The organism is Burkholderia pseudomultivorans (assembly GCF_001718415.1).
Taxonomy (GTDB): Bacteria; Pseudomonadota; Gammaproteobacteria; order Burkholderiales; family Burkholderiaceae; genus Burkholderia; species Burkholderia pseudomultivorans_A.
The window spans coordinates 3,625,576-3,639,194 of record NZ_CP013378.1 but is presented as its reverse complement, the minus strand read 5'-3'; the positions used below and the strand labels follow the sequence as shown (position 1 = coordinate 3,639,194).

The 13,619-nt window shown below is 67.6% G+C and carries 12 protein-coding genes; 4 read left to right on the top strand and 8 right to left on the bottom strand.

Annotation, left to right across the window (positions count from 1 at the left end):
* Positions 1–185 precede the first annotated feature (185 nt).
* Complete coding sequence (locus tag WS57_RS29110; protein ID WP_009691194.1) at positions 186–1,406, bottom strand: cupin domain-containing protein; 1,221 nt, start codon at positions 1,404–1,406, stop codon at positions 186–188.
* 32 nt (positions 1,407–1,438) lie between these two features.
* On the opposite strand from WS57_RS29110, the gene WS57_RS29105 reads away from it, so the two are divergent.
* Positions 1,439–1,993 carry an FKBP-type peptidyl-prolyl cis-trans isomerase gene (locus WS57_RS29105; RefSeq protein WP_009691195.1) on the top strand — a complete coding sequence of 185 codons (555 nt, stop codon included), beginning with the start codon at positions 1,439–1,441 and terminating at the stop codon, positions 1,991–1,993.
* On the opposite strand, the gene WS57_RS29100 is transcribed toward WS57_RS29105, so the two are convergent.
* The 3 genes from WS57_RS29100 to WS57_RS29090 all read right to left on the bottom strand — a co-directional run bounded on the left by WS57_RS29100 (position 1,973) and on the right by WS57_RS29090 (position 6,925).
* Positions 1,973–3,244 (bottom strand): hypothetical protein, encoded by a 1,272-nt coding sequence (locus WS57_RS29100; RefSeq protein ID WP_059518830.1) that lies wholly within the window; start codon positions 3,242–3,244, stop codon positions 1,973–1,975. The genes WS57_RS29105 and WS57_RS29100 overlap by 21 nt on opposite strands.
* Entirely contained in the window at positions 3,225–5,879 is a 2,655-nt protein-coding gene (gene mutS, locus WS57_RS29095) for a DNA mismatch repair protein MutS (protein WP_059481270.1), read from the bottom strand. The genes WS57_RS29100 and mutS overlap by 20 nt, the downstream gene beginning before the upstream one ends.
* 242 nt (positions 5,880–6,121) lie before the next feature.
* Positions 6,122–6,925, bottom strand: coding sequence for an inositol monophosphatase family protein (locus WS57_RS29090; protein ID WP_060245258.1), 804 nt, complete (start codon positions 6,923–6,925; stop codon positions 6,122–6,124).
* Between the two features lie 236 nt (positions 6,926–7,161).
* Between WS57_RS29090 and WS57_RS29085 the strand changes: the two genes are divergently transcribed.
* On the top strand, positions 7,162–8,034 hold the full coding sequence (locus tag WS57_RS29085) for an RNA methyltransferase (RefSeq protein ID WP_009689449.1): 873 nt from the start codon (positions 7,162–7,164) through the stop codon (positions 8,032–8,034).
* Between the two features lie 367 nt (positions 8,035–8,401).
* Complete coding sequence (gene cysE / locus WS57_RS29080; RefSeq protein WP_009689448.1) at positions 8,402–9,175, top strand: serine O-acetyltransferase; 774 nt, start codon at positions 8,402–8,404, stop codon at positions 9,173–9,175.
* 45 nt (positions 9,176–9,220) lie between these two features.
* Here cysE and WS57_RS29075 read toward each other — a convergent pair whose 3' ends face one another.
* The 4 genes from WS57_RS29075 to WS57_RS29060 form a co-directional block, all read right to left on the bottom strand.
* Positions 9,221–10,021, bottom strand: coding sequence for a UDP-2,3-diacylglucosamine diphosphatase (locus tag WS57_RS29075; RefSeq protein WP_009689447.1), 801 nt, complete (start codon positions 10,019–10,021; stop codon positions 9,221–9,223).
* Positions 10,022–10,043: 22 nt separating this feature from the next.
* On the bottom strand, positions 10,044–10,535 hold the full coding sequence (locus tag WS57_RS29070) for a peptidylprolyl isomerase (protein WP_009689446.1): 492 nt from the start codon (positions 10,533–10,535) through the stop codon (positions 10,044–10,046).
* Between the two features lie 88 nt (positions 10,536–10,623).
* Positions 10,624–11,199, bottom strand: a complete 576-nt coding sequence (locus WS57_RS29065) for a peptidylprolyl isomerase (RefSeq protein WP_009689445.1) — start codon at positions 11,197–11,199, stop codon at positions 10,624–10,626.
* A 48-nt stretch (positions 11,200–11,247) separates the two neighbouring features.
* Positions 11,248–11,970, bottom strand: coding sequence for a tetratricopeptide repeat protein (locus WS57_RS29060; RefSeq protein ID WP_009689444.1), 723 nt, complete (start codon positions 11,968–11,970; stop codon positions 11,248–11,250).
* A gap of 234 nt (positions 11,971–12,204) precedes the next feature.
* Between WS57_RS29060 and cysS the strand changes: the two genes are divergently transcribed.
* Positions 12,205–13,602, top strand: a complete 1,398-nt coding sequence (gene cysS, locus WS57_RS29055; protein ID WP_009689443.1) for a cysteine--tRNA ligase — start codon at positions 12,205–12,207, stop codon at positions 13,600–13,602.
* Positions 13,603–13,619 lie beyond the last annotated feature (17 nt).

Here is a 13,619-nt window from a genome sequence, read left to right as displayed (position 1 = left end):
TACCGGTAATGTGCTCCAACACCGACCTGGGCCGCTGGTGGAGACGCACTTCTAGAGCGTGAATCTTCCCTACGGCTTGGGCGGAAATTATATGCACTTTCCTATCGACCGTCGACAAATGCGGGGTCAATACGTTGTCTTTCCCATACAAAATTGATTTGCATGAGCGTACAGGTCGGCTCACCCTAATTCCGGCTTCCGACCCGTATCCAGCCCGCACGATACCATTCGTGCAGCAAGGCTGTCATTGAGGGAACCCGGCAGAGTGTTACAAACCGTTTCGCCTCCATCTGGCGCTGATTTGCCAATTCGGGAAGCCATTCGTCGGCTTGCTCGAGCGGCCCTTCCTCGCCATTGATGAAGTACGAGCGCGCGTTATACAACAATGCGGCGCGTCTGTCGAGACGCACGCCGCGGCGCGACGCTTGCGCGACAAATGCGGCTTCGTTCAGCGGCCGCGCGGGCGGCTCGAACACGACGTTCGGCTTCGGTTCGCTCAGATAGCAGCCGAGGAATTCGGCGATGTCGCGCTTGCGCCAGCGGATCGCATCGACGATCTCGGCCACGCGCTCGACCATGGCCGGCGGCAGCTGCGCCGGCGTGTCGACCGCCGGCTGTTTCGGGTCGCGGTAGAGGTCGTCGCCGAGGCTGTCGCGCAGGCCGCCGCGCTCCGCGAGGTAGTAGAGGAACTGCGCGCCCAGCTCGCCCGCGGACGGCGCGCGAAAGCCGATCGAGCACGTCATGCATTCGCCTTCGGCCACGCCGTCGTGCGCGATGTGCGGCGGCAGGTACAGCATGTCGCCGGGCTCCAGCAGCCACTCTTCGCTCGGCTCGAAATGCTCGAGGATCTTCAGCGGCACGTCCGGCTGCAGCGACAGGTCCTGTTGCGCGCCGATGCGCCAGCGGCGGCGCCCTTCGACCTGCAGCAGGAATACATCATACGAATCGAAGTGCGGACCGACGCCACCGCCGTCGGTCGCGTACGAGATCATCAGGTCGTCGAGGCGCGCATCGGGGATGAAGCGGAAGCGGTCGAGCAGCGCGCGCGCTGCGTCGACGTGCAGGTCGAGCCCCTGCACGAGCAGCGTCCAGGCCTGGCGCGTGACGGGGGGCAGTGCGCCCGGCTCGAACGGGCCGTGCGCCAGTTGCCACTTGTTACGAAAATGGGTGATCAGTCGCGATTCGGCGTCATAGTCGGCTGCCAGCTCGAACAGCGCGTCGCGCGTGACGGGCGGCTTCACGCCGGGCATCGCCTGGCGGATCAGCAGCGGTTTTTTCTGCCAGTAGCGGCGCATGAATTGCGCCGGCGTGAGGCCGCCGAGCAGCGGTGTGGGAAGATCGGGAGGCAGCGCGCCGAACGGGGCGGCAGCGGCGTCCCGCGGTTCGGCTTGAGACCGGTTGCGCATCGTATAATGAGACTTGTATTTGGGAGAATTGGATGAAAATCGCAAAAAACACGGTCGTCTCGATCGCCTACAAGCTGTCGGATGCGCAAGGCAACCTGATCGAGGAAAGCGACGAGCCGATGGTCTATCTGCACGGCGGCTATGATGGCACGTTCCCCAAGATCGAGGAACAGCTCGATGGCCAGGAGCCCGGCTACCAGACGCAGATTCAGCTCGAGCCGCAGGACGCGTTCGGCGACTACGATCCCGAACTCGTGAAGATCGAGCCGCGCGATCGTTTTCCCGAGCCGATCGAAGTGGGCATGCAGTTCGAAGGCACGCCGGAGGATGGCGACGAGGAAGTCGACTCGCTGATCTACACGGTCACCGACATCGCCGAAGACAAGGTCGTGCTCGACGGCAACCACCCGCTCGCGGGCATGGCGCTGCGTTTCGCGCTGACCGTGCAGGACGTGCGCGAAGCGACCGAAGACGAGATCGAGCACGAGCACGCGCATGGCGCGGAAGGGCTGGAGATCGTCGACGAGGATGACGACGAGGAAGACGGCGCGAACGGCGAGTCGCCGTCAGGGCGCACCCTGCACTGAGCTCGCGGGCCGGTCGGGTGCCGGCCCCGACGCCGCGGGCGGCGCCGGCCACGGCGCGCCGCCCGGCATCGTGCCGTCGCCCTGCAGCGGCGGCGCGACCGACGACGAGTCGGGCAGCGCCGGCAACGCCGGGATTTCCGGCATCTGCGGCAGCGGGACGTCGTCGTGCTGCATCTGCGGCAGCGCGGGCGGCACCGGCAGGTTCCGGGGCACGTCATGCAGGCTCACGCTGAAGAGCGTCTGCCGCGCCGGCGACACGCTCACTTTCACCCACTGATTCGCCGGCTGGCGCGGTCCGATCGCCACGCGCGTCACATTTCCCACCAGTTCGCCGTTATCCGCGTGCAGCGGGCGGTCGATCAGAAAACCGTTCGCCAGCGGTTCGCTGCTCGCATGCATCACGAGTATCGGGCCGCGGAACGTCGTCGCGGCCTTCACCAGCGTGCGTTTGAGTTCGCGAAAGCCGTCGCGTACGCGCGGCCGGTTGAAGCGCAGCCACGCAAAGCGCTCCGCGCGCTCGTAGCGATCGAACTGCGGATCTCCCTCGAAAACCACCACCATCGCGCGAGCATCGCGCCGCTTTGCGTATTCGGCCGCATGGTCGATCCAGAAGCCGTTCGCGATGATGCGGTCCTCGAATTCGCCGTTGCGGCCGCCGGCCGTCAGGAAATGATTGTTCGGCGCGGGCGCGTTGAGCGCGACGTAGACGATGTCGTCGCGCATCCAGCGTGCGTTTTCGCGATACGGCCGGAAGCGCGCGACTTCGCTCTCGCGCGTGATCTGCAGCGCGCCGGGGCCGGGCAGCGCGGAGTCGGCGAACAAGGTCTGCCGCAGGAAGTCGAGCCGTTCGACCGGATCGTAGCCGCCGCCGGCCGGCGTGCCGCAGGTCACCCAGTCGTCATGGCCCGGGATGAACACGAGCGGCACGCGCGCGGCATCGAGGATCGCGCCGCGCTGCGTGTATACCGAATCGCGGCATGCTTCCTTCGCACCCTTCAGGTTGCCCGCATAGACGATGAACGCGAGGTTGCGCTCGCGTGCGATCGCCTCGAGCATGCGCTGCGCGGCCGCCTCGTCTGCGGGCACGCTGATCACGCCCGAGACGACCGCGAACGAATAGGGCGCGGCGGCGCGCGCGGCGGGCGCCGCGAGCGCGCCGGCCTGCGACAGCGCGAGGGCCGCCGCGACGAACGCGGCGGCCGCGCGGGCGGGCAGGCCCGACATCGGGCGCTTACGCGTGCCCGTCGGCATCGTGCGACCGGACGAGCGTGCGCAGCTCGTACAGCAGGTCGAGCGCTTCGCGCGGCTTGAGGTCGTCGGGATCGACTTCGCGCAGCTTTTCGAGCGCCGGGTGAGGCGTGTCGGGCACGGTCGGCGCGTCCGCGCATTCGAAGTCCCCGGCCGCCGGCTGCGCGCTGAACAGGTCGAGCTGCGGCGTATGCTGCGTGGCCGACTGCTGTTCGAGATACGCGAGGTGCTTGCGCGCCGCGCGGATCACGGGCGCCGGCACGCCGGCGAGCTGCGCGACCTGCAGGCCGTAGCTCTGGTTCGCCGGGCCTTCGTTGACGGCGTGCAGAAACACGATGCCGTGGCCGTGCTCGACGGCCGACAGGTGCACGTTGGCGGCCTGCGGGAATTCGGCCGGCAGTTGCGTGAGCTCGAAGTAGTGCGTCGCGAACAGCGTATAGCAGCCGTTGTGGGCGAGCAGATGGCGGGCGATCGCCCAGGCGAGCGCGAGGCCGTCGAACGTCGACGTGCCGCGGCCGATCTCGTCCATCAGCACGAGGCTTTGCGGCGTCGCGTCGTTGAGGATCGCCGCCGCTTCGGTCATCTCGACCATGAAGGTCGAGCGGCCGCCCGCGAGGTCGTCGGCTGCGCCGATGCGCGTGAAGATCCGGTCGATCGGCCCGAAGCAGGCCGACTTCGCCGGCACGTAGCTGCCGACATAGGCCATCAGCGCGATCAGCGCGGTCTGCCGCATGAACGTCGACTTACCGCCCATGTTCGGGCCGGTGATCAGCAGCAGCTTGCGTTCGGCGCCGAACCGGCAGTCGTTCGCGATGAACTGCTCGACCTGCGCCTCGACCACCGGATGGCGGCCCTGTTCGATCTCGATGCCGATTTCGTCGGTGAAGGTGGGCGCGACCCAGTCGAGCGCGCGGGCGCGTTCGGCAAACGCGGCGAGCAGGTCGAGCTCCGCGAGCGCCGACGCGACGCGCTGGCATTCCGGGATGAACGGCAGCAGCGCCTGCAGCACGCCGTCGTACAGCGCGCGCTCGCGCGACAGCGCGCGTTCCTGCGCGGACAGCGCCTTGTCCTCGAAGGTCTTGAGCTCGGGCGTGATGTAGCGTTCGGCGTTCTTCAGCGTCTGGCGGCGGCGATAGTCGTCGGGCACCTTGTCGGTCTGGCCGCGCGTGACCTCGATATAGAAGCCGTGCACCTTGTTGTACTCGACGCGCAGGTTCGCGATACCGGTGCGGGCGCGCTCGCGCGCCTCGAGATCGATCAGGAACTGCCCGCAGTTCTCGGAGATGTCGCGCAGTTCGTCGAGCTCGGCGTCGTAGCCGCGCGCGATCACGCCGCCGTCGCGCACCATCGCGGCCGGCTCGGGCGCGATCGCGCTCGTCAGCAGGTCCAGGCATTCGGCGGGCGGCTCGAGTGCCGCGTCGATGCGGGCGAGCGCATCCGCATTCGCGACGATCGGGCTGATGCGCTCGCGCAGCGCCGGCAGCGCCGCGAACGTGTCGCGCAGGCTCGACAGGTCGCGCGGCCGCGCGGACAGCAGCGCAAGCCGCCCGGTGATGCGCTCGACGTCGGCGATCTGGCGCAGCGCGCTGCGCAGCGCGTCGAGGCTCGCGTTCGCCGGTGCGTCGAGCAGCGCGCCGATTGCCTGCTGGCGCGACTGCGCGGCAACCGACGCGCGCGGCGGATGATGCAGCCAGTGGCGCAGCAGGCGGCTGCCCATCGTCGTGCAGCAGGTGTCGAGCAGCGAGTAGAGCGTCGGCGATTCGGTGCCGCGCAGCGTCTCGGTCAGCTCGAGGTTGCGGCGCGTCGCCGGATCGAGGCCGATGTACTCGGTCTCGTTCTCGACCTTCAGGCTGCGCACGTGACGCAACTGCTGTCCCTGCGTGGCGGCCGCGTACAGCAGCAGCGCGCCGGCCGCGCCGCAGGCGCTCGTCAGCGAATGCGCGCCGAAACCGTCGAGGCCCGCGACGTCGAGCTGGTCGCACAGGCGCTGGGTGCCCGACGCGATGTCGAAGTGCCACGCCGGCACGCGCTTGACCGTGCCCGCACCGGCCGGCATCGCGTCGGTCGCGCCGTCCGCGGTCAGGATTTCGGCCGGCCGGATGCGTTCGAGCGCCGCGCCGAGCTGGTCGGGTTCGATCTCGGCGAGCCGCAGCGCGCCGCTTGCGAGGTTCAGCCACGCGAGGCCGATGTTGACCGCGACGCCGCGCTTGTTGTGGCCCGTGCACATCGCGAGCAGGTAGACGTCGTTCTTGTCGGACAGCAGCGCGGCATCGGTGAGCGTGCCGGGCGTGACGACGCGCACGACCTTGCGCTCGACGGGGCCCTTCGACGTCGCCGGATCGCCGATCTGTTCGCAGATCGCGACCGATTCGCCCATCTTCACGAGCTTGGCCAGATATTGCTCGACCGCATGGTGCGGCACGCCGGCCATCTTGATCGGATTGCCGGCCGATGCACCGCGCTGCGTGAGGGTCAGGTCGAGCAGGCGCGCGGCCTTCTCGGCGTCCTCGAAGAACAGCTCGTAGAAATCGCCCATCCGGTAGAAGACGAGGGTGTCGGGATGATCCGCCTTGATGCGAAGGTACTGCTGCATCATGGGCGTGTGGGCTGCAAAGGCCTCGGGCGACAACGTGGTCATAGGTCAGGCATCGGGTATGTTGCTTGGGATGCCCGAGTTTACCAGCGGCTTCGACAGGCAAGCGCGAAGTTGGCTGTTCGGCCGGGTTTCGGCGATCGCGATGCGTGATAACCGGGCATCGGTCGGCGCGTATGCGTCCCTCGATGCGGCGGTTTCGCGTCCGTCGCCCGAAAACGCCGACGGCCCGTGCCGCACGAAGCGGAACACGGGCCGTCGCATTGCCCGCGACTGCGGGCCGGAACTTATTCCGCAGCCGGATGCATGCGGCTGTAGCGGTTCAGGATCGGAATCATCTGCGCGTAGATCTTCGGGTTCGCGGCGACGATCTCATGACGATGCAGGAAGTCGGCGTCACCCGTGTAGTTGCCGACGAGGCCGCCGGCCTCGGTGATCAGCAGGCTGCCCGCGGCCATGTCCCACACGTTGATGCCCTGCTCGAAGAACGCATCGAGGCGGCCGGCCGCGACGTTCGCGAGGTCGAGCGCCGCGGCGCCCGGGCGGCGCAGCCCCGTGCAGGCCTGCGTCATTTCGGTGAACAGGCGCGCATAGGCGTCGAGGCCGTCCTTTTCGCGGAACGGGAAGCCGGTGCCGACCAGCGCGTCGGACAGGCGGTCGCGGCGGCCGACGCGGATGCGGCGGTCGTTCAGGTACGCGCCGCGGCCGCGGGTGGCCGTAAACAGGTCGTTCTTGTTCGGATCGTAGACGACGGCCTGCGTGATCACACCCTTGTGCTCGAGCGCGATCGACACGCAGTAGTACGGGAAGCCGTGAATGAAGTTGGTCGTGCCGTCGAGCGGATCGATGATCCAGCGGAATTCGGATTCGTTCTCGGACTCGCCCGATTCCTCCGCGAGGATCGCGTGGTCGGGGTAGGCGGTCTTCAGCGTCTCGATGATCGCGTCTTCGGCGGCCTTGTCCACTTCGGTGACGAAGTCGTTCTGCTGCTTCCTGCGGATCTCGATCAGGTCGAGATCGAGGGACGCGCGATTGATGATCTGTCCGGCGCGGCGCGCAGCCTTGACAGCGATGTTGAGCATGGGATGCATGAGCCTGGATCCTGTAGCCGGCGGCATGGGCCGCCACGAAGTGGAACAACCCGCCCTGGACGGCGCAAGCATGCCGGGCGAGATGAGACGCGAATTGACAAAGAGCGGGGTACGACCCGCGCCACATCGGGTGTGACGCGTAAGCGCATGATTTTACCCGATTTTCGGCGGTTTCAGGAAACCGGAATGCGGGGAAACCCCCACTGGCCGTCCGGCCGGGTGGGTTTGCCGCGTCGATGGCGATACCATACGGCCATTCTGATGAATCGAGTCGCATGGTAGTGGAAACCCCGCAGAACATCGCCGCGCCGTCCGTATCGGACGCGGCGCCGTCCCGGTCGCCTTCGGGCGGCTTTACGTCAACCCGCTTCGTGCTCGTCGAGCCGAGCCATCCCGGCAACGTCGGCGCCGCCGCGCGCGCACTGAAGACGATGGGCTTTTCGCGGCTGGTGCTGGTCGCGCCGCGCGTGCCGCACGTGCAGAGCGACCCCGAGGCGATCGCGATGGCAAGCGGCGCCGACGACGTCCTCGCGTCCGCGCACGTCGTGCCGACGCTCGGCGAAGCATTGTCCGGCGTTCACTGGTCGATCGCACTGACTGCCCGCGCGCGCGAATACGGCCCGCCGCGCCTCGCGCCGCGCGCGGCCGCCGGGCAGGCCTGCGCCCAGGTCGGCACGGGCGACATCGCGCTCGTGTTCGGCAACGAGCGCACGGGTCTCGCGAACGAGCATGTCGAGCAGTGCAGCGCACTCGCCCACATTCCGGCGAACCCGGCCTACAGTTCGTTGAACCTTGCGCAGGCCGTGCAGGTGCTCGCCTACGAACTGCGCGTCGCGTTTCTCGAGCAGCAGGCCAGCGACGCGCAGCAGCCGCCGGCGGGTGAGGCCGGCACGCTCGCGCAGAGCGACGAGATCGAGCGGATGTACGTGCATCTCGAGAATGCGCTGATCGCGCTCGACTTTCTCGACCCGCGCAATCCGAAGAAGCTGATGCCGCGTTTGCGGCGCCTGTTCGCGCGCACGGGACTGGAGCGCGAGGAGGTCAACATCCTGCGCGGCATCGCGAAGCACGTCCTGCTGAAGACGCATACGCCGGACGGCGACGCGTAACGCGCGGGCGGGGCTCCAGCAGGCGCGGGGCGATCGTCGCGAGAACGCGCGGGCCATCCCGGTCGAACCGGCGGAATGCACGGCCGGTCGGGGCGGTTCCGGGCGTGCCGGTCTTTTCGCGGAGATTTCGCCGCTCGGCGCGCTGGCCGCCGCCGGGCTGCATCGCTTCTCCTTGATCAGGCAGCCCGAAAGCCTGCCCGCCGTACGGTCCCGCGAATACCCGCGCCGTCGGCGGGGTGAACGCGCGGCCTCGAGCGGCCGCGCGCGACAGGCCCTACAATCGCCGGACGTCATATGCTAATTACCCGGTGCGATAACGGCCGGCGATCGCCGGCGGCGTCCGCCGGCTTTTTTTTCCTATCCGACCATGTTCACGAGACTGCGCGAAGACGTTGCGACGATTCGCGAGCGAGATCCCGCCGCTCGCAGTGCCTGGGAAGTGCTGACCTGTTATCCGGGCCTGCATGCGCTCCTGCTGCACCGGCTCGCGCATGCGTGCTGGCGCGCGAAGCGCTACTGGCTCGCGCGCTTCGTGTCGCAGGCCGGGCGGTTCCTGACCGGCATCGAGATCCACCCCGGCGCGACGATCGGCCGGCGCGTGTTCATCGATCACGGAATGGGCGTCGTGATCGGCGAGACGGCGATCGTCGGCGACGACTGCACGATCTATCAGGGCGTGACGCTCGGCGGCACCTCGCTCACGCGCGGCGCGAAGCGTCACCCGACGCTCGAGGCCGGCGTGATCGTCGGCGCGGGCGCGAAGGTACTCGGCGGTTTCACGGTCGGTGCGGGCGCGAAGATCGGTTCGAACGCGGTCGTCGTGAAGCCGGTGCCGGCCGGCGGTACGGCGGTCGGCAATCCGGCGCGCGTCGTGATGCCTGCGCAGCCGAAGCCGCAGTCGGGGCGCGCGGCGTTCAGCGCATACGGGATCACGCCGAACGCCGACGACCCGATGTCGCTCGCGATCCACGGGCTGATCGATCATGCGGCGAAGGAAAGCCGCCGCGTCGACGAGATCGTCGCGGCGCTGGAGCAGCTTGGCACGCATCTGGAGACGCTGCAGGGCGCGGATGCCGCGCGCCTCGACCTGCGCCGCCTGTCGGCGGTGCTGGAAGGGAAGGCGGTCGAGCGCCAGTCGTGAGGGGGCGCGGTGCCTGCCGGCGAGCGCGGGCAGGTAGCGGTCGAATCAGTCGAGCGGCATCGCGTGGATGCCTTCCGCATCGACGCGCAGGTAGCCGCCGCGCGGCATGCCGTGGTCGAGATCCCAGTCGGGCAGCACCCAGCGCACGCCGTCGGCTTCGAGATGGCGCGCCGGGCGGTGCGTGTGGCCGTGAATCATCACTTTCGCGCGGCTTTTCCGGAACAGCGCGGCAACACCGTCGCGCGTGACGTCGTAGATCGCCGACACGGGGCGCATCCGGCCCGCTTCGCTGTTCGTGCGCATGCGCTGCGCGAGCGCGCGGCGCCAGCGAAGCGGCCACGCGAGGAACAGCCATTGCGCGGCGCGATTGCGCGCGAAGCGGCGAAACAGCTGATAGCCGCGGTCGGCCGTGCACTGCGCATCGCCGTGCGCGAGCACGATGCGCTGGCCGAATGCCATGATCAGCGAAGGATCGGGCAGCAGCATCGCGCCGGCCGCCTTCATGAAGCGCCGGCCGAGCAGGAAATCGCGATTGCCGTGCATCACGTACAGCGCGATCCCGCGCTCCGAGAACGTATGCATCAGCGCGGCCATGCGCGCGGCGAACGGGTCGTCGTCGAGAATGTCGTCGCCGATCCAGTATTCGAACAGGTCGCCGAGGATGAACACCGAGTCGGCGCTGTCGGCGGTGTATTTCACGAAATGCTCGAACGCGGCGACCGTGTTCGGAATCGCGTCGCTCAGATGCAGATCGGACAGGAACAGGAACGGGCGTGCGGCTTGCGCGTATTCGCGCTCGCCCGGCACGCCCGCGGAGACGCTTCGCGGCGGACTCTCCTGCAGCATCGAAGTGCCTCCTGATCGTGCGTCAGACGACGACAGCCTTCTCGATCACGACGTCGTCGGTCGGCACGTCCTGGTGGAAGCCTGCGTTGCCGGTCTTCACGCCCTTGATCTTGTCGACCACGTCCTGGCCTTCGACGACCTTGCCGAACACCGCGTAGCCCCAGCCCTGCGGCGTCGGCGACGAGTGGTTCAGGAAGTCGTTGTCGTTCACGTTGATGAAGAACTGGGCGGTTGCCGAGTGCGGATCGTTGGTGCGCGCCATCGCGATCGTGTAGGCGTCGTTCTTCAGGCCGTTGTTGGCCTCGTTGTCGATCGGCGCGTCGGTCGGCTTTTGCTTCAGGCCCGGCTCGAAGCCGCCGCCCTGGATCATGAAGCCGTTGATCACGCGGTGGAACACGGTGCCGTCGTAGTGGCCCTTCTTCACGTAGTTCAGGAAGTTCTCGACCGTCTTCGGTGCCTTCGCGGCGTCGAGTTCGAGCTTGATCACGCCGTGGTTCGTATGCAGTTCAACCATGATGAATTCCTTCGGTGAGGCGGTTTAAATGGCACGCGGCCGGTCGTGCGACGCGGCCGCGTGAGGCGCCGGACAGGCCGGCAGGGTCTTACTTCGAGACGATGCTCGCCGATTCGATCGTGACCGGTTGCGCCGGCACGTCCTGCATCGGGCCGCGCGACGTGGTCGGCACCGCCTCGATCTTCTTCACGACGTCGAGGCCCGACACGACCTTGCCGAACACCGCATAGCCGTTGCCGTCCGGGTTCGGGTAGTCGAGGCCCGCGTTGTCGACCGTGTTGATGAAGAACTGCGCGGTGGCCGAATTCGGATCGCTCGTGCGCGCCATCGCGATCGTCCCGGTCAGGTTCTTCAGGCCGTTCTTGCTCTCCAGCGGAATCGGCGCGCGGGTCGGCTTCTCGTCGAAGTTCGCCTTGTAGCCGCCGCCCTGGATCATGAAGCCCTTGATCACGCGATGGAAGATCGTGCCGTTGTACTGGCCGGCCTTCACGTACTCGAGGAAGTTGGCGACCGTCTTCGGCGCCTTCTCCGGGTAGAGCTCGACACGGATGTCGCCCTGCGAGGTCTTGAGCTGCACGACCGGGTGCGCGGTGGCCGTTTGCGCGAACGCGGGCGCGGTCGCGAGAAGGGCGGCGCCGCCAAGCGCCAGCAACAGACGTTTCATTGCGATCCTCAGGTTGGGGGTGAAAAGGGAGGGAAGACGTCGCGCCGCTTACTGCGACGGCGCGACATACGGCGCGGCCAGCGCGCCCGACGGGCCGCTGAACTGGAACGTCGGCGACATCGGCAGCGTGGTGGTGGTGACGTTGGCCGCGGCGCGATCGGTGTACTCGCGCGTGGCCGGCGCGGCAGCGTGCGCGTTCGGTGCGGACTTCGGCGGCGACACGATCTTCTGGATGTCGGCGAGGCGCTGCGCGGTCGCGCCGCTGGTGCGGCCGAGCGATTGCGCGCGCTTGTACGATTCGGCCGCGAGGCGCAGGTACAGGTCGCCGAGGTTTTCGTAGGCGAGCGAGTAGCTCGGGTTCGATTGCGTCGCGGTGACGAGCGCGGCGCGCGCTTCGTCGTAGCGGCCGTGCTTCGCGTACAGCGCCGCGAGGTTGTTGTACGGCTCGGGCAGTTCGGGGTACGCCTGCGTGATCGCGACGAACTGCTGGATCGCGTCGTCGTCGCGGTTCAGGCGTGCGAGCACGGTGCCGCGCTTGAACTGCGCCTGCACGTCGTGCGGGTTCGAGGCGATGCGCGCGTCGAGCTGCGCGAGCGCCTGCTTCCACTGCTTGCCGGCGATCGATGCATCGATTTCGGGCGTGCCGTCGGCGGTGGCGGGGGCCTTCTGCGCATGCGCGGCGGGGGCCGCGAACAGGGCCAGTGCGACGCCCATGACGGCGGTCGCAACGAGGGTCGCAGCGCTCGGCGCGCGGCCGCGATGAGATTTCATAGGCGTAAATCGGAATGTTATACTCCGAGCCATTCTAACAAAACGTCTGCGCGTTCCGGCGAGCGGCAGACAGTCTTTCTTTGCCTCTCGTGGCCGTCACCGCTGTGCTTGCAGCCTGACCGCCCCATGTGATATCGAGGACGCGCGGCGTCGCGCCGCAGCAGGTGGTCCGTCCGTTTCGCATGCTGGGCGAGCTTCGCCAGGGCGGTTTCCTTCGGCTCACGGTTCATCTCTATGGAATCACTGCGCATCTACAACACGCTCGCGCGTGACAAGCAAGTTTTCGTGCCGCGCCAGTCCGGCGAAGTGCGGATGTACGTATGCGGGATTACCGTCTACGACTATTGTCACGTGGGCCATGCGCGCATGCTGGTCGTGTTCGACCTCGTCCAGCGCTGGCTGCGCGCGATCGGCTACCGCGTCACGTACGTGCGCAACATCACCGACATCGACGACAAGATCATCCGCCGCGCGGTCGAGAACGGCGAGACGATCAAGTCGCTCACCGACCGCTTCATCGACGCGATGCACGCGGATGAAGACGCGCTCGGCATCCAGCGGCCCGACATCGAGCCGCGCGCGACGCTGTTCATTCCTCAGATGCTCGGGATGATCGAGAAGCTCGAGGCGAACGGCTACGCGTACCAGGCGAGCGACGGCGACGTCAATTATTCGGTGCGCAAGTTCAGGAACTACGGGAAGCTGTCGGGCAAGTCGCTCGACGATCTTCGCGCGGGCGAGCGCGTCGCGTCGAACGACGCGAAGGAAGATCCGCTCGATTTCGTGCTGTGGAAGCGCGCGAAGCCGGAGGATCCGGAAGGCGCGTCGTGGGCGTCGAAGTACGGAATGGGGCGTCCGGGCTGGCACATCGAGTGCTCGGCGATGGGCTGCACGCTGCTCGGCGAGCATTTCGACATCCATGGCGGCGGCCAGGACCTGCAGTTCCCGCACCACGAGAACGAGATCGCGCAGAGCGAGGGAGCGACCGGCCAGACCTTCGTCAATTACTGGATGCACAACGGCTTCGTGCAGGTCGACAACGAGAAGATGTCGAAATCGCTCGGCAACTTCTTCACGATCCGCGAAGTGCTCGAGCGGTACGACGCCGAGGTGATGCGCTTCTTCATCGTGCGCACGCACTATCGGTCGCCGCTCAACTACAGCGACGTGCACCTCGACGATGCACGCGCGTCGCTCACGCGTCTCTACACGGCGCTGAAGGACGTCGAGCCCGACACGCTCGCGCTCGACTGGAACGAGCCGCACGCGCAGCGTTTCGCGGCCGCAATGAACGACGACTTCAACACGCCTGTCGCGGTCGCGACGCTGTTCGAGCTGGCGGGGGAAGTCAACCGCACGCGCGACGCGTCGCTCGCGCGGCAGCTGAAGCAACTGGCGGGCCTGCTGGGCCTGCTCGGCCGCGAACCGCGCGCGTTCCTGCAGCAGGCGTCCGGCGCCGCGCAGGCTGGCGCGCTGGCGGCCGACGAAATCGAAGCGAGGATCGCCGCGCGGGTCGCGGCGAAACAAGCGAAGGACTATGCCGAAGCGGACCGGATCCGGGCGGAACTGCTCGAGGCCGGCGTCGCGCTTGAAGACAAACCGGGCGGATCGACCGAATGGCGTCGCGTATGAGCGTGGCGCGTTCCACT